The organism is Pseudomonas parafulva NBRC 16636 = DSM 17004 (genome assembly GCF_000730645.1).
Lineage (GTDB): Bacteria > Pseudomonadota > Gammaproteobacteria > Pseudomonadales > Pseudomonadaceae > Aquipseudomonas > Aquipseudomonas parafulva.
The window spans coordinates 104,325-125,101 of sequence record NZ_BBIU01000002.1 but is presented as its reverse complement, the minus strand read 5'-3'; the positions used below and the strand labels follow the sequence as shown (position 1 = coordinate 125,101).

Genomic DNA, 20,777 nt, shown 5'->3' with positions numbered 1-20,777 from the left:
GCACTTGTGACTGCATGCCTGCCACGGTAGATTCCTGCCACCCCCTTGGGAAGATCTATAAACAGAGGGGGTATCTTCGGAAAATCAGATACCCGTGGAGGTGTAGCGTTGTCCCTTACCTTGCGTCAGGTTCGCTACTTTGTGGCCACCGCTGAAATCGGCCAGATCTCTCAGGCTGCCATCCACCTGAATATCTCGCAGTCAGCCATCACCACCGCCATCAAGGAACTGGAGGCGCTACTGGGTGCCCTGCTGTTTCAGCGCTCTGCCCAGGGCATGAGCCTGACCGAGGCCGGGCGGCACTTTCTCAACCGTGCCTACGTGATTCTGCGCAGCGTCGACGATGCATTGAACAGCCCGCTGCCGGATGGGCGCGCCAGCGGCTTGCTACGCCTGGCGGCCAGCTACACCGTCATCGGCTACTTTTTGCCCCATCACTTGCAGCGCCTTGAGCACTGGCACCCCGACGTCACCCTGGAACTCTACGAACAGGAGCGCAGCGCCATCGAGCACGGCCTGCTCGATGGCCGCTTCGACATGGCCGTCGTACTCACGGCGAACCTCACCCACCCGGACATCGTCTCTGAAACCCTGTTCAACTCCGAGCGCAGGCTGTGGTTGCCCGGGCAACACCCCTTGTGCGAGCGCTCGGCGGTCAGCCTGGAAGACGTGGCAGGCGAGCCCTTCATTCTGCTGACGGTCGACGAAGCCGAGCACAGCGCCATGCGTTACTGGAAGCAAGCCGGCCAGCGGCCCAACGTACGGGTGCGAACCAGCTCGGTAGAGGCCGTGCGCAGCATGGTTGCCAATGGCAGCGGCGTGGCGATTTTGTCGGACCTGGTGCACCGCCCCTCGTCACTGGAAGGCAAGCGCATCGAGACGTTGACCATCAGCAACCCGGTGCCACCCATGAGCGTGGGCCTGGCCTGGCACCGCGAGCGCGCCTTCAGCCCAGCCATGCAGGCTGTGCGTAATTACTTCCGCGATGCCTTCCTGGCGCCACAGCAGTTGGCAACGCGGCGCTGAGGGCAAACGCGCATACAGGCCGAACGTTCCGCGTGCGTCGTCGTCATAACCTGAGCCGGTGCCGACACGCAAAGAGGACGCGACATGACCCAACCCGACCCGTCATACGTCAAATGGCTTGAAGAGCGTTCCATGCTCAAGGCTTCCCAGGAACGTGCCAGCCTGTATTCCGGGCAGTCGCGGCTTTGGCAGCAACCCTATGCCGAAGCGCAGCCCCGCCGCGCTACCGAGATCGCCTCGGTGTGGCTGACCGTGTACCCGGACGCGATCATCGCGCCTGAAGGTTGTTCGGTACTGGGCGCACTGGCCCACGAGGCGCTGTGGAAGCGCCTGTCTGAAATCGGCATCCAGGGTGTGCATACCGGCCCCATCAAGCGCTCGGGGGGCATTACCGGCCAAGAAGTCACGCCGAGCATCGACGGCAACTTCGACCGCATCAGCTTTGATATCGACCCGCTCTATGGCAGTGAGCAGGAAGTGGTGCAGATGAGCCGCATGGCCGCTGCCCACAATGCGGTGACCATCGACGATCTGATCCCCTCGCACACCGGCAAGGGCGCGGACTTCCGCCTGGCCGAGCTGGGCCTGGCGCCCTACCCCGGCCTCTACCATATGGTCGAGGTGCGCGAGGAAGATTGGGACCTGCTGCCGGAAGTACCCGCGGGGCGCGACTCGGTCAACCTGCTGCCAGCGCAATGCGACGAGCTCAAGGCTCGTCACTACATCGTCGGGCAACTGCAGCGGGTGATCTTCTTCGAACCCGGCGTCAAGGAGACCGACTGGAGTGCTACCCCACCCATTACCGGTGTCGACGGCAAGACCCGCCGCTGGGTCTACCTGCATTACTTCAAGGACGGCCAGCCCTCGTTGAACTGGCTGGACCCAACCTTCACCGCCCAGCAGATGATCATCGGCGATGCCTTGCACGCACTGGACTGCCTGGGCGCACGGGGTTTGCGCCTGGATGCCAATGGTTTTCTCGGCGTTGAAACCCGCGCCACCGGCACCGCCTGGTCAGAAAGCCACCCCCTGTCGATCGTCGGCAACCAGCTGATCGGCGGCATGATCCGCAAGGCGGGCGGCTTCAGCTTCCAGGAACTCAACCTGACCCTCGACGACATCGCGCAGATGTCCAGCGGCGGGGCCGACCTGTCCTACGACTTCATCACCCGGCCCGCCTACCAGCACGCCCTGCTAACCGGCGACACCGAGTTCCTGCGCCTGATGCTCAAGGAAATGCACAGCTTCGGCATCGACCCGGCCTCGCTGATACACGCCCTGCAGAACCACGACGAACTGACGGTGGAGCTGGTGCATTTCTGGACGCTGCATGCTCACGACATGTACCTGTACAAAGGCCAGACGTTGCCTGGCAGCATCCTGCGCGAACATATACGCGAAGAGATCTACGAGCGGCTGTCTGGCGAACATGCGCCCTACAACCTGCGCTTTGTGACCAACGGAATTTCCTGCACCACCGCCAGCCTGATCACGGCAGCTCTGGGCATTCGCGACCTCGACGACCTGAGTGCCGATCAGCTGGAGTGGGTGCAAAAGGTGCACTTGCTGCTGGTGATGTACAACGCCATGCAGCCAGGCGTGGTAGCGATTTCCGGCTGGGACCTGGTGGGTGCCCTGCCACTGCCGGCAGAAGCTGTTGCTGAACGCATGACTGATGGGGACACGCGCTGGATCCACAGGGGCGCCTACGACCTGGCGGGGCTTGACCCAGAGGCCCAGGCGTCGGTGCGGGGCATGCCGCGTGCCCGTGCCCTGTATGGCAGCCTGGATGAGCAACTTGCACGCGACGATTCCTTTGCCAGCAAGGTCAAGAAACTGCTGGCGGTGCGCCAGGCCTATGGCATCGCCACCAGCCGCCAAGTGCTGGTACCCGACGTCACCACGCCCGGGCTGTTGGTCATGGTGCACGAGCTGCCCGCCGGCCGGGGTATCCAGATAAGCGCCTTGAACTTCAGCCAGCAGGTAATCGCCGAAGAACTTCAGCTGGCCGGTTTCACACCGGGGCCCGTGGTGGACATGATCAATGAGACCGTAGAGGGCGACCTCACCGAAGACGGCCGCCTGATGGTGAACCTGGACCCGTACGAGGCGCTCTGCCTGCGTATCGTCAACAGCACCGGGCACGTCTGAACCCCGGGCAACTTGCTTTTGCGACGCTACAGGCATAGCGTGCGGGGGTTCCCATCCGTGCCCAGGAGCCCCCATGTACACCGGCATCGTCCAGGCCGTGCGCCCTTTGCTTGATGTGACCCGTCACCCAGGCCACAACCAGTTCACCATCGACCTCACCCCTGCGCTGCTGGACGACCTCAAGGTCGGCGCCAGCGTAAGCGTCGAGGGCACCTGCCTTTCCGTCACCGAAATCGACGGCACCCAGGTTCGCTTCGATGCCATGACCGCCACCCTCGAACGCACCAACCTGCGCACCTTCGTTTCAGGGCAACAGGTCAATATCGAGCGTTCGGCGAAAATGAACGCGGAGGTCGGCGGCCACTTGATGGCGGGCCATATCGCCACCACTGCCGAAGTGGTCGAGCTCTGTATTGCCGAGAGCGGTGCCTTCGTGCGCTTCCGCATGCCGGCCGAGTGGGGGAAATACGTGTTCGCCCGGGGCTTCATCGGCGTGAATGGTTGCAGCCTGACGGTGGCCGATATCGACGACAACGTAGTCACGATCAATCTGATCCCGGAGACGCTGCGGCAAACCACGTTCGCCCGCTACACGCCCGGCGACCTGCTGAACATCGAGGTGGATCACCACACCATGGTGCTGGTGGATGTGGTTGAACGCACCATCAAAAGCACCCTCGCCCGCGAAAACCTGCTGCCCTGAGGCCTGCCCATGCTGCCTTACGCTCCAACCGCACGCACCGCCAGGCGCCTGCGCTTGCAAGTCTTGCGTGGCCGCGTCGGCCTAGGCCTGGTGGCTGGCCTTTCGGTGCTGGCGGGCATGACCGATGCCATCGGCCTGCTGGCGTTGGGCGACTTCGTGTCGTTCATGAGCGGTAACACGACCCGCCTTGCCGTCGCCATCAGCGAGGCAGACGCGGGCATGGTGCTGCGCCTAAGTGGCGCGGTGCTGGGGTTCGTGGCCGGGAACGCCGTTGGCGTGATGCTGGCGCGCGGATGCCGGCGCCGTGCCTGGCCGGTATTGGTGGTGGTCGCCGGGTTACTGGCGTTCGCCGCAGCCTGGCCGTGGCCGGCTACATTCCCTGCTCTACTCGCGGCCACCGTGGCCATGGGCATGATCAACGCAGTCGTGGAACAGGTGAACGGGCTGCCCATCGGCCTGACGTATGTGACCGGGGCGCTGTCGCGCTTTGGCCGTGGCCTGGGGCGCTGGCTGCTTGGGGAGCGTCGTAACGGCTGGCGGGTGCAACTGGTGCCGTGGGCGGGGATGCTACTGGGTGCGGCATTGGGGGCGTGGCTGCAGAAACACCTGGGCCTGCAAGCCCTGGCAGGCAGTTGTGCCTTGACCTGCCTGCTGGCCCTGGTGTCGCTGTTCATACCGCGTTCATGGCAGCGGGGCTATATGCCCCACTGATCAATCGATGCGCGGGTGCTGCTGCACCAGCAGCTTGCGCTTGGCTTCCAGCTCGGCGATCTGCGTGTCGATGTCCTCGATCTTCTGCTCGATATTGTCGTGGTGCTCCTGCAGCAGCTCACGGGCTTCACCAATATCCGATGCCGCGGGTGCGGCGCCACGCAGAGGCTTGTTGGCGGTTTCCTTCATGGTGATGCCGGTTACCAGGCCGATCACCGCGATGACCATCAGGTAATAAGCCGGCATGTACAGGTTACCAGTGCTTTCCACCAGCCAGGCCGCGAGGGTGGGCGTCACGCCCGCAATCAGCACCGAAATGTTGAAGGCGCTGGCCAGGGCGCTGTAACGGATGTGCGTGGGGAACATCGCCGGCAATGTCGATGCCATTACGCCGATGAAGAAGTTCAGCAATACCGCGATCAGCAGCAGGCCTGCGAAGATCAGGCCAAGCACGCCACTGGTAATCAGCATGAAGGCCGGGATGGCCAACACGAACAGGCCGATGCTACCCACGATGATGAAGGGACGGCGGCCGACCTTGTCGCTGAGCAGCCCGATGATCGGCTGCACGAACAGCATGCCCACCATGATCGCGATAATGATCAGCACACCGTGGTCTTCGCTGTAATGCAGGTTGTGTGACAGGTAGCTGGGCATGTAGGTGAGCAGCATGTAGTAGGTCACGTTGGTCGCGATCACTACCCCGATGCAGGTGATCAGGCTACGCCAGTGCTTGGTTGCCACCTCCTTGAACGACACCTTCGGCCCCGAGGCCAGGCCTTCACGGTCACCTTGCTCCAGTTTTTCCACGTGTTGCTGGAACGCCGGGGTCTCTTCCAGCGCATGGCGCAGATAGAGGCCGATAATGCCCAGCGGCAGTGCCAGGAAGAACGGCAGGCGCCAGCCCCACTCAAGGAACTTCTCTTCTCCCAGTACTGCGGAGATCATCACGACCACGCCGGCACCCAGTACAAAGCCGGCGATGGAACCGAAGTCCAGCCAGCTGCCGAGGAAGCCGCGCTTGCGGTCGGGTGCGTACTCGGCAACGAAGATGGACGCGCCGGTGTACTCACCGCCTACCGAGAAGCCTTGGGCCATCTTGGCCAGCAGCAACAGTATCGGCGCCCATATGCCAATACTGGCGTATGACGGTATGAGGCCGATGGCAAAGGTGCTGAGCGACATGATGACGATGGTGGCTGCCAGCACTTTCTGCCTGCCAAGCCGGTCCCCCAGGGCGCCGAAGAACAGCCCGCCCAGCGGGCGGATCAGGAACGGGACCGAGAAGGTGGCCAGTGCTGCGATCATTTGCACGCTGGGGTCGGCGTTGGGGAAAAACACCTTGCCCAGTGCATAGGCGACAAAGCCATAGACCCCGAAATCGAACCACTCCATCGCGTTGCCGAGTGCTGCGGCCGTGATGGCCTTGCGCATCTTGGCGTCGTCGACGATGGTGATGTCCTTGAGGCCGATTGGCTGGACTTTTTTCTTGCGAGACTTCATTTGTGTATCCCTGACGGTGACTGCTCTATGCCATCAGATACAAAGGGACACTAAATAATTCAGCGCTTAGTGATTTTTTGTGCAGGGGGCGGCGCTCGGTCTCCCACGCGGCGCCCCCGTCAAGAAGAACACCTCCCAGCCAAACCGCATGGACGACGCTTGGATCAAATACCTTGCAACGCCAAATCCATCGCAAAATACGTAAGGATCACATCCGCACCCGCGCGTTTGATGGCGCCGATGCTCTCGCGCACCACCCGGCCTTCATCGATCGCCCCAGCCAGGCCACCGAACTTGATCATGGCGTACTCCCCGCTCACCTGGTAGGCGGCCAACGGCAAGCGTGACGCCGCACGGATGTCGGCGATAACGTCAAGGTAGGCACCGGCTGGCTTGACCATCAGCACATCCGCCCCTTCCTGCTCGTCCAGCAGCGATTCGCGCACCGCCTCACGGCGGTTCATGGGGTTCATCTGGTAGCTCTTGCGGTCGCCCTTCAGCGCCGTGCCGCCTGCCTCGCGGAACGGCCCGTACAGCGAAGAGGCGAACTTGGTGGAGTAGGCCATGATCCCGGTGTCATGGAACCCGGCCCCGTCCAGGGCGCTGCGGATCGCCTGGACCTGCCCGTCCATTGCAGCGGAAGGTGCAATGAAGTCGGCGCCCGCGGCGGCAGCGATGACGGCCTGCTTGCCCAGGTTGGCAATGGTGGCATCGTTGTCCACGCCATGGTCGTGCAGCACACCACAGTGGCCATGGCTGGTGTATTCGCAGAAGCAGGTATCGGACATCACCACCATTTCCGGCACGGTGTCCTTGCAGATGCGCGACATACGAGCCACCAGGCCGTTTTCGTTCCAAGTGTCGCTGCCAACCTCGTCCAGGTGGTGGGACACGCCAAAGGTCATCACCGAGCGAATGCCGGCGCGGGCATAACGCTCGATTTCCTGGGCCAGCCGTTTTTCAGGGATACGGTTAACCCCTGGCATCGTGCTGATCGGCACGAAGTCATCGATACCTTCTTCAACGAAGATCGGCAGAATCAGGTCTTCGAGACGAAACTCGGTTTCCTGGAATACAGTGCGCAGCGACTCGCTCTGACGCAGACGACGGGGGCGAACGGACGGAAAACGGTTGGACATGACAGCTCCAGGGAATTTGAACGGCGTATACCTTATGCCTGCGGCGGCGCAGTGAAAAGGCCAAATGACGAGTTATTGCCCTGCGTCAAAGGCAATGATCGCAGGGCGCAGTTTCAACGCATCCAGGGTGGGGTTGGCTCTTCGGCCTTGGGCGCGCCCTGCTCGGCTTCGGCACGCGCCTCGCGGCGGCGTGCGTCGTCCAGCCGCGCGGCGTCGATCTCGCGCATCACACCTGCAACGTCTGCCGCCTGTTCCTCATCCTCAAATACCCCGGTCAGCAGGCTGTCCGGGCGCAGTTCGCCGGCTTCGAACAAGGCCCACATTTCCTGCGCATAGCGGGTGGCCTTGAGTTCCGGGGCGAAACGGCCGAAGTAATGGGCCATGTTGGTCACGTCCCGCTCCAGCATGCTGAACGCGTGGTTGTTGGCCGCCGCATCTACCGCTTGGGGCAGGTCAATGATCACCGGGCCGTCGGGGCCCAGCAGCACATTGAATTCCGACAGGTCGCCGTGCACCAAGCCTGCACACAGCATCAGCACGATCTGACGGATCACGAACCCATGGTAGTCGCGCGCCTGGTCTGCCTCGAGGTGCACATCGTTCAGGCGCGGAGCCGCATCGCCATCGGCATCGGTCACCAGCTCCATCAACAGGACGCCGTCCTGGAAGTCGTAGGGCTTGGGCACCCTTACCCCGGCGCCCGCCAGGCGGAACAACGCGGCCACTTCAGCGTTCTGCCAGGCATCTTCCGCCTCCTTGCGCCCGTACTTGCTGCCCTTGGCCATCGCCCGGGCCTGGCGGCTGTTACGCACCTTGCGGCCTTCCTGGTACTCGGCGGCCTGGCGGAAGCTGCGCTTGTTGGCTTCTTTATAAACCTTGGCACAGCGCACCTGGGTGCCACAGCGCACCACGTACACGGCCGCTTCCTTGCCACTCATCAACGGCCTGAGTACCTCGTCGACCAGGCCATCTTCGATCAGGGGTTCGATTCTTTTAGGGGTCTTCATCAGGCTGTGTTCGGGTCCTGGCTGTATTGCCGTACATCCTCTCACAGCCAGATTCCAGATGCTTGCCTGTGTTCACGGGGGCAGCGTGCATCCGAGCGTGCCAATGGCGCTAGATGAATTATTCTTAAATCGCCGGCCAGCTATTATTTGGCACAATCATGTCTCTATCTGGATGCCCGGGAACCCGCATGCCTCGCGTACTCACCATCGAAGACGACGCCGTCACCGGCCAGGAAATCGTCGCAGAACTCAACAGCCACGGCCTGGAGGTGGATTGGGCCGACAATGGCCGTGAAGGGCTGGCCAAGGCCATTGCCGGCGGCTATGACCTGATCACCCTGGACCGCATGTTGCCAGAAGTAGACGGCCTGACCATCGTCACCACCTTGCGCAACCTCAAGATCACTACGCCCATTCTGATGATCAGCGCCCTGTCCGATGTGGACGAACGGGTGCGCGGGCTGCGCGCAGGTGGGGACGACTACCTGACCAAGCCGTTCGCCTCCGACGAAATGGCAGCACGGGTCGAGGTGCTGCTGCGCCGCAACAGCGTGCCCCTGACCGAGACCCGCCTGCAGGTCGCCGACCTGCAGCTTGACCTGATCAGCCATGAAGCCCGCCGTGGCGAGCAGGCGCTCAACCTGCTGCCGACCGAGTACAAGCTGCTGGAATACCTGATGCGCCACAGCGGCCAGGTCATTACCCGCATGATGATCTTCGAAGAGGTATGGGGCTATCACTTCGACCCCGGCACCAACCTGATCGACGTGCACATTGGCCGTTTGCGCAAGAAAATCGACATGCCAGGCCAATCGCCGCTGATCCGTACCGTACGGGGCTCCGGCTATGCCATTGCTGAACCCGTCTAAAGGCTGGAGCTCGTCCACCAGCCGCCTGCTTGCGCTGTACAGCTTCCTGTTCGTGGCCTGGAGCAGCATCCTCATGGGGGTGCTGTATTTCGAGGTGTCCAGCTACCTGAACAAGCTCACCCGCCACTCGATGCTGCAGCGCCAGCACCTGTTCGCCCACATGAGCGGCAAGCAGCTCGACGACGCCCTGATCGCCAGCCAAGCCTTCGAAGAGCGCAGTTTCGATGCCTACGGCCTGTTCGACACCCAGCTCAACCCACTGGGCGGCACCCTTCGCAACCTGCCGCCGGAGCTTGGGCTTGACGGCAGAATCCACGAACTCAAGCGCTGCCTGGATGCCGATGACCCACGCATGCCCCGCGACAGCTGCGATGCCGTGGCCATCAAGGTGCAGGATGGCCGCTGGCTGGTACTGGTGCGCGACAACGGCTCGCTGTTCGTGGTCACCCGCATCATCCTTCACGCGTTGCTGTGGGGCATCTCGTTAACGCTGATACCAGGTTTTGCTGGCTGGTACCTGCTCAGGCGCCGGCCACTCAAGCGCATCCGCGCCATTCAGGCACAGGCCGAACTGATCGTGGCCGGCGACCTTACCCATCGCCTGCCCCTTTCGGCCAGGCGCGATGAGCTGGACATGCTGGCGGCCATCGTCAATGCCATGCTCGACCGCATCGAACGGCTAATGCATGAGGTGAAAGGCGTGTGCGACAACATCGCCCATGACTTGCGCACCCCCCTCACCCGCCTGCGCGCCCAACTGTACCGCATCCGCCAGCAGAGCAGCCACGACCCGGCGCAAGCCGAGGCCCTGGACCAGGCCATTGGCGAAACCGATACCCTGATGGCGCGCTTTCGGGGGCTGCTGCGCATCAGTGAGCTGGAGGACCGCCAACGCCGTGCCGGCTTCGTCGAACTCGCGCCCCACGACCTGCTGGTGGAGTTGCACGACTTCTACCTGCCGCTTGCCGAAGACGGCGGCATTCGCCTGGAGCTGCAGCAGCCGGTGCGATTGCCGGCGCTGCACGGGGACCGCGAGCTGTTGTTCGAGGCGCTGGCCAACCTGGTGGGCAATGCCATCAAGTTCACCCCCGAAGGCGGCCACGTACGCCTCTACGCCAGGCACGACGACGAGGGTGTTCACCTGGGGGTCGAGGACAGCGGGCCGGGCATCCCGGAGGAAGAGCGTGCGGCCGTGCTGAAGCGCTTCTACCGCAGCGATGAAGGCCATCGCCACGCAGGCTTCGGGCTGGGGTTGTCGATCGTTGCGGCAATCGTCGACTTGCATGGCTTTGGGCTGGAAATCGGCGAAAGCGAGTTGGGCGGTGCCAGGCTGGTGCTGCACTGCCCGCTACCCGGGGTAACCCAGTAAACGGAGGGCCGCCACACGGCGGCCCCCACGCCCCTGTCAGTCAGCCAGGCGCCAGGTGGTGGTGCCCTTGCTGTCTTCCAGCACCACACCCATGGCCGTCAGCTGGTCGCGAATGCGGTCCGACTCTGCCCAGTTCTTGTCCGTACGCGCCTGCAGGCGGGCCTGGATAAGAGCTTCGACCTCAGTTGCATCCACCTTGCCTTCGGCGCCGGCGCGCAGGAAGTCATCCGCCTCCAGTTGCAACACCCCCAGCACATCACCCAGTTCACGCAGGCGCCCGGCCAGGCCAGCGGCGGCTTGCGGGTCGCTTTCGCGCAGGCGATTGATCTCGCGCACCAGGTCGAACAGCACAGCGCAGGCTTCCGGCGTCCCGAAGTCGTCGTTCATGGCCACGCTGAAACGCTCGACGTACGCCTCACCGCCACTGGCTGCCACACGCGGCAAACCGCGCAGGGCGTGGTAGAACCGCTCGAGCGCACCCTTGGCATCACGCAGGCTGTCTTCGGAGTAATTGATCGCACTGCGATAGTGGCTGGCCACCAGCAGATACCGCACGACCTCCGGGTGGTACTTCTCCAGCACATCGCGGATGGTGAAGAAGTTGTTCAACGACTTGGACATCTTTTCGCCGTTGATGCGGATCATGCCGCAGTGCATCCAGGCGTTGGCGTACTGCTTGCCGGTGGCCGCCTCGCTCTGGGCGATCTCGTTCTCGTGGTGCGGGAACTCCAGGTCGCTGCCGCCGCCGTGAATGTCGAAGCTGTCGCCCAGGCAGCAGGTGGACATCACCGAGCACTCGATGTGCCAACCGGGGCGCCCTGGGCCCCAAGGCGATGCCCAGCTCGGCTCGCCGGGTTTCACGCCTTTCCACAGCACGAAGTCCAATGGGTCCTGCTTGGCTTCATCCACCTCGATGCGCGCACCGATGCGCAGGTCTTCGATTTTCTTGCGCGACAGCTTGCCGTAACCGACGAACTTGCCCACACGGTAATAGACGTCGCCGTTGCCAGGCGCGTAGGCATAGCCTTTGTCGATCAGGGTCTGGATCATGGCGTGCATACCGGCAATGTGGTCGGTCGCACGGGGCTCCTGGTCGGGCGGCAGGATGTTCAGACGGCGCTCGTCTTCGTGCATGGCGTCGATCATGCGCGCCGTGAGGGCATCGAAGGTTTCGCCGTTCTCGTTGGCACGGTTGATGATTTTGTCATCGATGTCGGTGATGTTGCGCACGTAGGTCAGGTCGTAGCCGCTTTTGCGCAGCCAACGGGTAACCAGGTCGAAAGCCACCATGCTGCGACCATGGCCCAGGTGGCAATAGTCGTAGACGGTCATGCCGCACACGTACATGCGCACCTTATTGCCATCCAGCGGCTTGAAGGTTTCCTTCGCTTTGCTCAGGGTGTTGTAGATGGTAAGCACGGCGGTTCCTCAGCTGCCCCAGGAGTCACGCAGGGTGACAGTGCGGTTGAACACCGGGCGGCCCGGCTGGCTGTCCTTCAGGTCTGCGCAGAAATACCCCTCGCGCTCGAACTGGAAACGGTCCTCCGGCTGGGCCTGGGCCAGGGAGGGTTCAGCACGGCAACCGCTCAGCACGTGCAGCGATTCAGGGTTGATATTGTCGAGGAAGGTACCGCCCTCTTCGGTTTTTTCCGGGTTGGACGAGCGGAACAGGCGGTCGTACAGGCGCACTTCGCACTCCACGCTGCCTTCGGCCGGTACCCAGTGGATCACGCCTTTGACCTTGCGGCCCTCGGGGTTCTTGCCCAGGGTGTCCGGGTCGTACGAGCAGCGCAGCTCGACGATGTTGCCCTCTGCGTCCTTCACGGCTTCGTCGGCACGGATCACGTAGCTGCCGCGCAGGCGCACCTCGCCATTGGGCTCCAGGCGCTTGTAGCCCTTGGGCGGCTCTTCCATGAAGTCGTCGCGGTCGATGTACAGTTCACGGGCAAACGGCAATACCCGCACGCCCATGTCTTCTTTCGGATGACGCGGCAGCTCCAGCTGTTCGACCTGCCCCTCGGGGTAATTGGTGATGACCACTTTAAGCGGGCGCAGCACGCACATGGCGCGTGGGGCGGTACGGTCCAGGTCGTCACGGATGCTGAACTCGAGCATGGACATGTCCACCACGCCGTCGGAGCGGTTGGTGCCGATCATCTCGCAGAAATTGCGGATGGACGCCGGGGTATAGCCACGGCGGCGGAAGCCCGACAGCGTGGACATGCGCGGGTCGTCCCAGCCCTGGACGTGCTGCTCGTCAACCAGTTGCTTGAGCTTGCGCTTGGAGGTGATGGTGTAGTTCAGGTTCAGGCGGCTGAACTCGTACTGGCGCGGGTGCGCTGGCACCGGCAGGTGCTCGAGGAACCATTCGTACAGCGGCCGATGGCCTTCGAACTCCAGGGTGCAGATGGAGTGCGTGATGCCTTCGATGGCATCCGACTGGCCGTGGGTGAAGTCGTAGTTGGGGTAGATGCACCAGGTGTCGCCCGTCTGGTGATGATGGGCGTGGCGGATACGGTACAGGATGGGGTCGCGCAGGTTCATGTTGGGCGACGCCATGTCGATCTTGGCCCGCAGCACGCGCTCACCGTCCTTGAACTCGCCGGCCTTCATCCGTGCGAACAGGTCCAGGTTCTCGTCCACGTTGCGCTCGCGGAACGGGCTGTTCTTGCCCGGCTCCTTGAGGTTGCCGCGGTATTCCTTGGCCTGCTCCGGGGTGAGGTCGCAGACATAGGCGTTGCCCGACTTGATCAGCGCTACCGCCCAGTCGTGCAACTGGTCGAAGTAGCTGGAGGCGTAGCGCACCTCCCCTGCCCAGTCGAAGCCCAGCCACTTCACATCGCGCTGGATGGCGTCGATGTACTCCTGGTCTTCCTTGGCCGGGTTGGTGTCGTCGAAGCGCAGGTGGCAGACGCCGCCGAACTCCTTGGCCAGGCCGAAGTTCACACAGATCGACTTCGCGTGGCCGATGTGCAGGTAGCCGTTGGGCTCTGGCGGGAAGCGGGTGACGATCTGGGTGTGCTTGCCCGAGTCAAGGTCGGCCTGGATGATCGGCCGCAGGAAGTTCGCAGGGACAGCGGGGGCGCCTTTGGCAGCGGCGTTGGGCGCGTTGTCGGCAGTGGGCTTGCTCATAGGATCCTTGAATGCACGTAGCCGGCCTGGGTAGGCCGATTGAATCAAAGGGCCTATCATAGCCGAAGCAGTCAAGCTGCTGACAGTCGGGCCCGGGCAAACTCGCGTGATTTATCACCGCTTTTTTGCCGCGGCCGGGCAAAATGGCCGGTGCGCGCCATGTGTCGTAACCGCCCGAACCAGCGTCAGGTGGTAACGTGCGCCCTGCGTACCCCAATTTTCGATTGCCTTCAAAAAGCGAGTTTCAGCATGTCCAAAGTCAAACTGACCACCAACCACGGCGTAATCGTCCTGCAACTGGACGCTGAAAAAGCGCCAGCGACCACTGAAAACTTCGTTCAGTACGTCAAGGACGGCCACTATGATGGCACCGTGTTCCACCGCGTGATCAAAGGCTTCATGATCCAGGGCGGCGGCTTCGAAGCGGGCATGAACCAGAAAAAAACCCGCGCCACCATCCAGAACGAAGCCGACAACGGCCTGAAGAACAAGAAGTACAGCATTGCCATGGCCCGTACCATGGAGCCGCACTCCGCCTCCGCGCAGTTCTTCATCAACGCCTCCGATAACGACTTCCTCAACCACAGTGGCAAGAACGTGCAGGGCTGGGGCTACGCCGTGTTCGGCGAAGTCACCGAAGGCCGCGAAGTCGTCGATGCCATCGAGAAAGTCGCCACCGGCTCCAACGCCGGCCATCAGGATGTGCCCAAAGACGACGTGATCATCGAGAAAGCCGAGATCATTGAGTGATTCTGCTGATCTCCGATCTGCACCTGCAAGAAGAACGCCCGGACATCACCCGGGCGTTTCTTGATCTGCTCGATGGCCGGGCGCGCCACGCCAGGGCGTTGTACATCCTGGGCGACTTCTTCGAAGCCTGGATCGGCGATGACGCCATGACCCCGTTCCAACAGCAGATCTGCCAGGCCCTGCGGCGGCTAAGCGACAGCGGCACCGCCGTCTACCTGATGCATGGCAACCGGGACTTCCTCATAGGCCAGGCATTCTGCGACGCTGCCGGGTGTACGCTGCTCAGCGACCCGAGCGTGATCGAGCTGGGGGGTGAGCGGGTATTGCTGATGCATGGCGACACCCTGTGCACCCGCGACCTGGGCTACATGAAGATGCGCCGCTTGCTGCGCAACCGCCTCAGCCTGTGGGTTCTGACGCACCTGCCACTGTCGATGCGCCAACGCCTGGCGCGCAAATTGCGCAGTGAAAGCCGCGCACAGACGCAGATGAAGGCGACCGACATCGTCGATGTCACGCCCGAGGAAGTGCCCAGGGTGATGGCTGCCCAGGGTGTGCTCACCCTGGTGCATGGCCACACCCACCGCCCGGCGATCCACAAGCTGGTGGTCGACGGCCAGCCGGCGCGGCGTATCGTGCTGGGTGACTGGGACCGCCGGGGCTGGGCCTTGCAGGTGGACGAACAAGGCTTCCAGCTCGCGCCGTTCGAATTTACCTGACAGCAGCGCGCTCGCTGATCACTACCTCTGTGTACGCGGGGTCGGCCTTGATCTGCGCCTCGGTAAACGGAATCGCCGCCAGTTGCTTGGCTGCGAAGGCCTTGGTCTGATCGCTGGCGTGGGGGGATGCCGCTTCGCTGGATTGCGAAAACGCCAACAGCCCCCGCGCCTCAGGGCCCTTGTCGGTAAAGCTGACCAGTTGCAGGTAGCTGGTGCCACTGACCACCAGGCGCTTGCCCGCCCCGTGGGGTACGCTGTACATCGCGTTATAGATACCCAAGGCTTGTGGGCCGCCCGGCACCGGCGTGCCATCGAGGGCCTGCTGCACCTGCCCCCACTTCGCCTGCCCCGGGGTACCGCTTTCGCTCAATTGCGCCAGTGACGCCAGTGCAGCTTCGTGCACCCGCTTGCTCACCGCTGCCTGCTCCACTGCCAATCCGCGCGGCGTGTGTTGTGGGTCCCTGGCGTCGAACGCCACTCGCCAGACCTCCGGGTGCTCTGCCAGGCTGTCGAGCAGGTTCTCGAAATGCACCAGGCCCATGCCACTGTCCAGGTCGGCCTTGCCATTCCAAGCCGCGAGGCTTTCACAAACCGATTGCACGTCCGCGCCCGCTGCCTTGCACCACTGCAGCAGGTCAGGCAACACCAGGCGCGCGAGGTACACCTCGTCATCCAGCACCATGTGCTGCAGGTCGTCCACACCCAGCCGCCCCTTGCCCTGCAAGCGCTGCAACGCATAGCGCCCACGCATGCTCAGCGGCTGGTCATTGCGGCTGACCAACGGCGAGTAGCCTGTCAGTGGCTGCGCCGGGTTCGTCATCCAGGCCGGATCGTTGGAGTTTTGTACGTAGTCATCACGCTCCAGGCTCGGCAGTAGACGCGCCGGGAAGATGCCGGCCTGAGCCGCCTGCGGGTCGACCCTCCACTGGCAAGCGCTGCGCGAGCCGTCCAGGATGACCAGGGTCCCTTGCGCCCGGGTATCGCCGCAGGTCGCCAGCATGGCTTGGTCGACATAGGGTACAACCGACTGGTTCAGGTACAGTGTGCTACCGGCAGCGTCCACCGCCAAGGTGTTGACCCATGGGATGCCCTGCAGCTGATCCACCGAGCGCTTCAGCCCTTTCAGGCTGTCGGCGCGGTTGATCTGGTACCACTGCTGCAACACCCGGGTGTTGTCGGCGTTGGCGTCACGCAGGCTGTACGCCATGTGCGAGTCCCAATCGAGGCGCCCCGGCCATTGCACGACGGGCCCGAACTGTGAGCTGTAGATCACGTGTTGCACTTCGCCCAGGCTGCCATCCTTGGCTTTGACGGTGACAGAGACGGTGTGCTTGGCGAGCGGTATCGACTTGCCATCGAGCAGGTAGTGGGTCGGGTCCTTGGGGTCCAGCTGCAGGCGATAGAGGGTGAAGTGCCTGGACGTGTCAACCGTGTGGGTCCAGGCCAGGTGATGATTGAAACCGATGTTGATCACTGGCAGCCCTGGTAGCGCAGCACCCATCACGTCGAGTTTGCCGGGGATGGTCAGCTGCATCTGGTAAAAACGCATGCCCCCCATCCAGGGGAAATGCGGGTTGGCCAGCAGCAGCCCGTGCCCATTGGCCGAGCGCTGCGCCCCCACCGCCACGGCGTTGCTCCCGCGTTCGCTGGCAAAGCGTGCCTGCTGCGCCAGCGCCTGGGCGTAATCGGTGGCCGCCTGCGCCTGCTGCCGGGCCTGGCCTGGTGGCTGCGCGCCCGCCAGGGCCTCGACGAATTGCCCTGCACCGCCTTCGGCCAGCAGGCGTCGAGTGAGTTTGACCAAGTCTTGGCTGGTGATGGGGCGCAGCCACGTGCCGTCGCCGCACTCGGCCGGCAGGCCCTGGCTGCGGCGCTCCGCCAGCGCCCTGTTGTAGCCGCTGGCATACCCGGCAAGCAGCGCCTGAACCGCCGCAGGCTGGGCCTGAAGAAACGCATCAACCGCCTCCGGGCGATTCAGCCAACTGAAGAACACATCGCTGGCAAGGTTCTCCCGTTGCTCCAGGGTCTGGCCGTCAGCACCGAAATGGCGGGACCGCTCGCCGCTCACCGTCAGCACCTCGTTGCCCAGCAGGCACAGGTTGTCCTGGGCGTAGGCATACCCCACGCCGTACCCCAACCCACGCTCATCCTGGGCAACGATATGGGGCACGCCGTAACTGGTGCGACGGATCTGCGCACTGGCATCGGCCACCACGGCCTGCGCCTGCGCGCCAACGCTCACCGCGAGCAGCGCGCAGGCCAGGCCTGCGAAATGGATGGGGCGGGTAAGTGAAAGCACGGGCACTCCTCGGGTTCGGGGTCATCCCGTTCAGACGAGCGGATGTGCCGGATTTTTAGCCAAATCGACCCGCAGGCAATTGTGAAACAAAATTAAGCATTTTTTTAACCGGTTTGGTTGCAGATTTTTATGGCTCATTCGTCCTAATAAGTGAGGCACCCAACTTTCGGGTTCGTCCACGAAAAGGAGCATTCACATGTACAACCCGCAAACCCCGGTTCACGCGGGGAGCCCCCCAGGGAAAGCGTCCAAGGGACAGGACGCGTTTGCCGACGAACGTGTAGGCAACGAGCAGATTCGCGAGCTGTTGCGTAGCTTTGGCCTGCGCACCAGCCTGATCCGGCTGAAGGTGATCGATGCGCTGCATGCCGCCGACCGCAACGGCCGTAGCATAGGCGTGCGCGGGGTCCATGCGCAGCTGGAGCAACTGGACATACCGCTGTCGTTTCTCAGCGTGCGGGAAGTGCTGAAACGGCTGTGCTCAGAAGGCGTTATCGAACTGGGCAGCGACAAATGCTATAGCCTCAACCCCCAGGCGCGGGCGATGCTGGAACAAACGGCATCACGCTGAGGGCATGGCCGGCCCGGCAGGCCGGCCGGCACGGGTCAGCGCCTGACCTTGCGCCGCAGAATCCCGTTGATTACCACGACCACGACAGCAATGGCGATGGCCAGCAGCTGGAAGGTCTGTTCGCTGATGGTGCCCGCCTTCTGCAGATGGGAAAGGCCAAGCATCAGGCCAAGCACCACCAGAATGATCAGAAGGGAGTATTTGAGGCGCTGCACGTGTGTCATCAGAGGTTCCTTGCAACATCATGGGCAAATGGCTCGCTGCGAGCCGCGGCAATGATACAACGCGCATCGGCCCTGGCGCTGTATTTCCTGCTGGTTTGGCCTGCAACGGGCTGAAAGCATGGGGTTTCACAGCCCATGCGGAGCCTCTATGTACAAGCCCCTGTTGTTAGCATCGTTGTACCTGACCTCACCCTCCCTCCAAGCCCTCGATACCGAAAAGCTCCCGGCCGAACAATTGCTTGAGTTGGGGAGCAGGCTGAGCGCTCAGGCGGGTAGCAGCCAGTGGCAGCAGTTGTGGCGACGTGTGCGTCAAGCGGGCTACCTGCACCCCGGCGGGTCTTCGCTGCGCTTTACCCTACCCGCTGCACAGCTGCCGGCGTTGGCCCGCCAGACCTTGGCCGATGCCGACCAGGCAAGCCCGCTACATGCCACTCAGGTGGTTTACCGCCGCCGCTTCGCAGACCAGGTGATTGGCCAGCGCGATGGCCAGCCACTGCATGCACTGTGCCTGCTGGTGGATTGGCGCACCCTGCCGGACCGCATGCGGGACGCCCCTGACGCCTACCTCAAAAGTGCGGGGCTGATCAGTAGCTACCCCTGCGATTGAGGGTAGTGGTACCCACCGCGCAGCAGCCAGCGCGCGGCCAACGTAAATAGCCCGCTGCGGCGGTATCGGGCGTTTATTTCCTACATCGGCAGATATCACTGCCTGCAAAAGCTAATCATCGAGGCTACAACCCCCAGCCTATATACCGCCTAGCGAGCAGCTTGGGCTGTCGCTGAGAATCCGGTCACACCTTCGACACAACGCCGCGGGTGATCGGGTAGCACATTCCATCCATCCCGAAGGAGCGTCATATGGAAATGCCAGACCTCAGCCATATCGATATCAGCCAACTGCCCCACTCACTGCAGGCCCTGATCGACTGCATCGGCATCGACAACGCCTACCAGCTCACCTGTGCCTACGGCGGCAGGCCCAAGTACATCCCCAAGCACCGCGAACGCACCAAGCTTGCCGACGTACTGCCGCCAGCAGCACTGGACGCTCTGATCAAGCGTTTCGCTGGCGTCGCGCTGGAAATTCCCAAGGCCGACCACTTCCTGCGCCAGCTGCGCAATCAGCAAATCCAGGAAGAGAGCGCCAAAGGCCTGTCGCGCAGCCTGCTGGCCAACAAGTACGGCCTTAGTCTGCGCCAGATTGGCAACATCCGCCGCCAGGACTTGCCTGCACGCTAAGCACGACAGCGTGACCGTCAAGCGCCATTTCACCCCTACCCCCACTAAAAAGAGAATCCAGCATGTCGATAGACAACAGCTTAATTGGATCGGTCATCAACGCCTTGCCCATGGACCGCATGATCGCAGGCCCACTGCAAGCCATGGTCCAGGCCCAGGTTACCGCCAGCAAATCCTATGCAGACTTCCTGATGCAGGTGTGTGTGCAGGATGGCAAGGCGGTAGCCATCCAGTTCGACTACGACGAAACCATCGTTGACGAACAGGGCGAATACAAAGGTGTGGTCAGCAAGACCATGAAGGTGCCCCTGGTGGCGGCCATCACTCATCCAAACATCGCCATCGAACAAGGCACTGTCGAGTTCGAACTGGTCATCAACCAGGTGTCCGAAGAAACCTCGGGCAAGGACATCAACGCCGAGGGTGCTGCGTCCCTGGGCTGGGGGCCATTCAAGCTGAACGTCAAAGGCAGCGTGAGCCATAAGTCCACGCAAACCCGCAAGACCGATACCCGCGCCCGCTATGCGTTCAACACCACGCTCAAACGCCAGGAGCCGCCCGAGGCGATGATGAGGGTGATTGATTTTCTGACCGACGCTGCCACCAAACCCACAGTGGTCAAGAATGCCGCCCTGGAAAGCCAGGAACATATTTCGCAGGCAGACAGGCTCAAGGCCCCTGAAACCAACCCGACACCTCCCAGCACCACGCCCGCTCCGGGCGGAGCAATCACCTGAACCCCACCCTTGATCGCGCCCACAGCCCCCGTGCATCGGGGGCCCCAAGGCCTGAAGAGTCGACCCCTTGAACAAGCCCCCTGCCCCCATGACCTCCATCGACCTGCGCGAGATCACCCGCGGCCTGCAGGAAGCGGCCAGCGCGGCCAACAGCCTGATCGCACAGCAGTACATCAACCTGTTCGATCAGTTCTTCGAATGCGACACCGACGCACTGGGCGCACCCATGAAAGCCAAGATGGTGGAGGTGGCCATGGACGGCCATCACATCATGCGGGTGCCGTTGTTCGCCCTGGTGTCGCCCAAGGGTCTGGCGCTGGAGCGCATGCAAGTGGACTTGTCGGTGCGGGTGAAAGGTACCGAAGCCCGCCAGGCCCTGCGCAGCGCCGGGGATGACAAGACGGCAAGCTTCAAGGTCACCATCGGCGGCCAGGGCCGCCAAGGGGACAACCGCGACCCTGACGAGGTACAGATTCGCATGCAGTTCCAGGCCAGCGAGCCACCCGAGGCGCTCAACCGGTTGATCGAGGAATACACCAGCCTGATCATCCCGGTTCGGGCCCCGGCTGCCCCTCCCGCCCCTGACAGCAACGAGTTCATCGAGGCAGCCACTGTGCGCTGAACAGCGCCC

At 62.9% G+C, this 20,777-nt stretch carries 20 protein-coding genes; 13 read left to right on the top strand and 7 right to left on the bottom strand.

Annotation, left to right across the window (positions count from 1 at the left end):
* Positions 1–108 precede the first annotated feature (108 nt).
* The 4 genes from PPA02S_RS00775 to PPA02S_RS00760 all read left to right on the top strand — a co-directional run bounded on the left by PPA02S_RS00775 (position 109) and on the right by PPA02S_RS00760 (position 4,591).
* Positions 109–1,026, top strand: coding sequence for a LysR family transcriptional regulator (locus tag PPA02S_RS00775; protein WP_028634183.1), 918 nt, complete (start codon positions 109–111; stop codon positions 1,024–1,026).
* Between the two features lie 84 nt (positions 1,027–1,110).
* Entirely contained in the window at positions 1,111–3,177 is a 2,067-nt protein-coding gene (gene treS / locus PPA02S_RS00770) for a maltose alpha-D-glucosyltransferase (RefSeq protein WP_028634184.1), read from the top strand.
* Between the two features lie 73 nt (positions 3,178–3,250).
* On the top strand, positions 3,251–3,880 hold the full coding sequence (locus PPA02S_RS00765) for a riboflavin synthase (protein WP_028634185.1): 630 nt from the start codon (positions 3,251–3,253) through the stop codon (positions 3,878–3,880).
* Positions 3,881–3,889: 9 nt separating this feature from the next.
* Entirely contained in the window at positions 3,890–4,591 is a 702-nt protein-coding gene (locus PPA02S_RS00760; protein WP_028634186.1) for a YoaK family protein, read from the top strand.
* On the opposite strand, the gene proP is transcribed toward PPA02S_RS00760, so the two are convergent.
* The 3 genes from proP to PPA02S_RS00745 form a co-directional block, all read right to left on the bottom strand.
* Entirely contained in the window at positions 4,592–6,094 is a 1,503-nt protein-coding gene (gene proP, locus PPA02S_RS00755) for a glycine betaine/L-proline transporter ProP (RefSeq protein ID WP_028634187.1), read from the bottom strand.
* A 164-nt stretch (positions 6,095–6,258) separates the two neighbouring features.
* The gene (hemB, locus tag PPA02S_RS00750; protein ID WP_028634188.1) at positions 6,259–7,233 is read right to left on the bottom strand and encodes a porphobilinogen synthase; all 975 of its coding nucleotides are present in this window, start codon (positions 7,231–7,233) and stop codon (positions 6,259–6,261) included.
* A 113-nt stretch (positions 7,234–7,346) separates the two neighbouring features.
* Positions 7,347–8,240, bottom strand: a complete 894-nt coding sequence (locus PPA02S_RS00745; protein WP_028634189.1) for a PA4780 family RIO1-like protein kinase — start codon at positions 8,238–8,240, stop codon at positions 7,347–7,349.
* Positions 8,241–8,428: 188 nt separating this feature from the next.
* Here PPA02S_RS00745 and PPA02S_RS00740 point away from each other — a divergent pair, with 188 nt between their 5' ends.
* Both PPA02S_RS00740 and PPA02S_RS00735 read left to right on the top strand, forming a co-directional pair.
* Entirely contained in the window at positions 8,429–9,109 is a 681-nt protein-coding gene (locus PPA02S_RS00740) for a response regulator transcription factor (RefSeq protein WP_028634557.1), read from the top strand.
* Positions 9,087–10,478 carry a sensor histidine kinase gene (locus tag PPA02S_RS00735; RefSeq protein WP_028634190.1) on the top strand — a complete coding sequence of 464 codons (1,392 nt, stop codon included), beginning with the start codon at positions 9,087–9,089 and terminating at the stop codon, positions 10,476–10,478. Before PPA02S_RS00740 ends, PPA02S_RS00735 begins: the two co-directional genes overlap by 23 nt.
* A 36-nt stretch (positions 10,479–10,514) precedes the next feature.
* Here the strand turns inward: PPA02S_RS00735 and cysS are convergent, their stop codons facing one another.
* Both cysS and PPA02S_RS00725 read right to left on the bottom strand, forming a co-directional pair.
* The gene (cysS, locus tag PPA02S_RS00730) at positions 10,515–11,897 is read right to left on the bottom strand and encodes a cysteine--tRNA ligase (RefSeq protein ID WP_028634191.1); all 1,383 of its coding nucleotides are present in this window, start codon (positions 11,895–11,897) and stop codon (positions 10,515–10,517) included.
* Positions 11,898–11,906: 9 nt separating this feature from the next.
* A complete protein-coding gene (locus PPA02S_RS00725) occupies positions 11,907–13,610 on the bottom strand; it encodes a glutamine--tRNA ligase/YqeY domain fusion protein (RefSeq protein ID WP_028634192.1) in 1,704 nt (567 codons plus the stop codon).
* A gap of 249 nt (positions 13,611–13,859) precedes the next feature.
* Between PPA02S_RS00725 and PPA02S_RS00720 the strand changes: the two genes are divergently transcribed.
* Together PPA02S_RS00720 and PPA02S_RS00715 are read left to right on the top strand one after the other, a co-directional pair.
* The gene (locus PPA02S_RS00720) at positions 13,860–14,360 is read left to right on the top strand and encodes a peptidylprolyl isomerase (protein ID WP_028634193.1); all 501 of its coding nucleotides are present in this window, start codon (positions 13,860–13,862) and stop codon (positions 14,358–14,360) included.
* Entirely contained in the window at positions 14,357–15,079 is a 723-nt protein-coding gene (locus PPA02S_RS00715) for a UDP-2,3-diacylglucosamine diphosphatase (protein WP_028634194.1), read from the top strand. Before PPA02S_RS00720 ends, PPA02S_RS00715 begins: the two co-directional genes overlap by 4 nt.
* Here PPA02S_RS00715 and pvdQ read toward each other — a convergent pair.
* A complete protein-coding gene (gene pvdQ / locus PPA02S_RS00710; protein ID WP_028634195.1) occupies positions 15,072–17,375 on the bottom strand; it encodes a bifunctional acylase PvdQ in 2,304 nt (767 codons plus the stop codon). The genes PPA02S_RS00715 and pvdQ overlap by 8 nt on opposite strands.
* Before the next feature lie 196 nt (positions 17,376–17,571).
* Here pvdQ and PPA02S_RS00705 point away from each other — a divergent pair, with 196 nt between their 5' ends.
* Positions 17,572–17,946, top strand: coding sequence for a fe2+ zn2+ uptake regulation protein (locus tag PPA02S_RS00705; RefSeq protein ID WP_028634196.1), 375 nt, complete (start codon positions 17,572–17,574; stop codon positions 17,944–17,946).
* Positions 17,947–17,981: 35 nt separating this feature from the next.
* Here the strand turns inward: PPA02S_RS00705 and PPA02S_RS00700 are convergent, their stop codons facing one another.
* Positions 17,982–18,170, bottom strand: coding sequence for a hypothetical protein (locus PPA02S_RS00700; protein WP_028634197.1), 189 nt, complete (start codon positions 18,168–18,170; stop codon positions 17,982–17,984).
* Between the two features lie 148 nt (positions 18,171–18,318).
* Between PPA02S_RS00700 and PPA02S_RS00695 the strand changes: the two genes are divergently transcribed.
* The 4 genes from PPA02S_RS00695 to PPA02S_RS00680 all read left to right on the top strand — a co-directional run bounded on the left by PPA02S_RS00695 (position 18,319) and on the right by PPA02S_RS00680 (position 20,768).
* Positions 18,319–18,777 (top strand): hypothetical protein, encoded by a 459-nt coding sequence (locus PPA02S_RS00695; RefSeq protein WP_028634198.1) that lies wholly within the window; start codon positions 18,319–18,321, stop codon positions 18,775–18,777.
* A gap of 251 nt (positions 18,778–19,028) precedes the next feature.
* A complete protein-coding gene (locus PPA02S_RS00690; protein WP_028634199.1) occupies positions 19,029–19,409 on the top strand; it encodes a Mor transcription activator family protein in 381 nt (126 codons plus the stop codon).
* Positions 19,410–19,471: 62 nt separating this feature from the next.
* Positions 19,472–20,146 carry a DUF2589 domain-containing protein gene (locus PPA02S_RS00685; protein ID WP_042141112.1) on the top strand — a complete coding sequence of 225 codons (675 nt, stop codon included), beginning with the start codon at positions 19,472–19,474 and terminating at the stop codon, positions 20,144–20,146.
* Positions 20,147–20,213: 67 nt separating this feature from the next.
* On the top strand, positions 20,214–20,768 hold the full coding sequence (locus PPA02S_RS00680; RefSeq protein ID WP_028634200.1) for a DUF2589 domain-containing protein: 555 nt from the start codon (positions 20,214–20,216) through the stop codon (positions 20,766–20,768).
* The last annotated feature ends 9 nt before the right edge of the window (positions 20,769–20,777 follow it).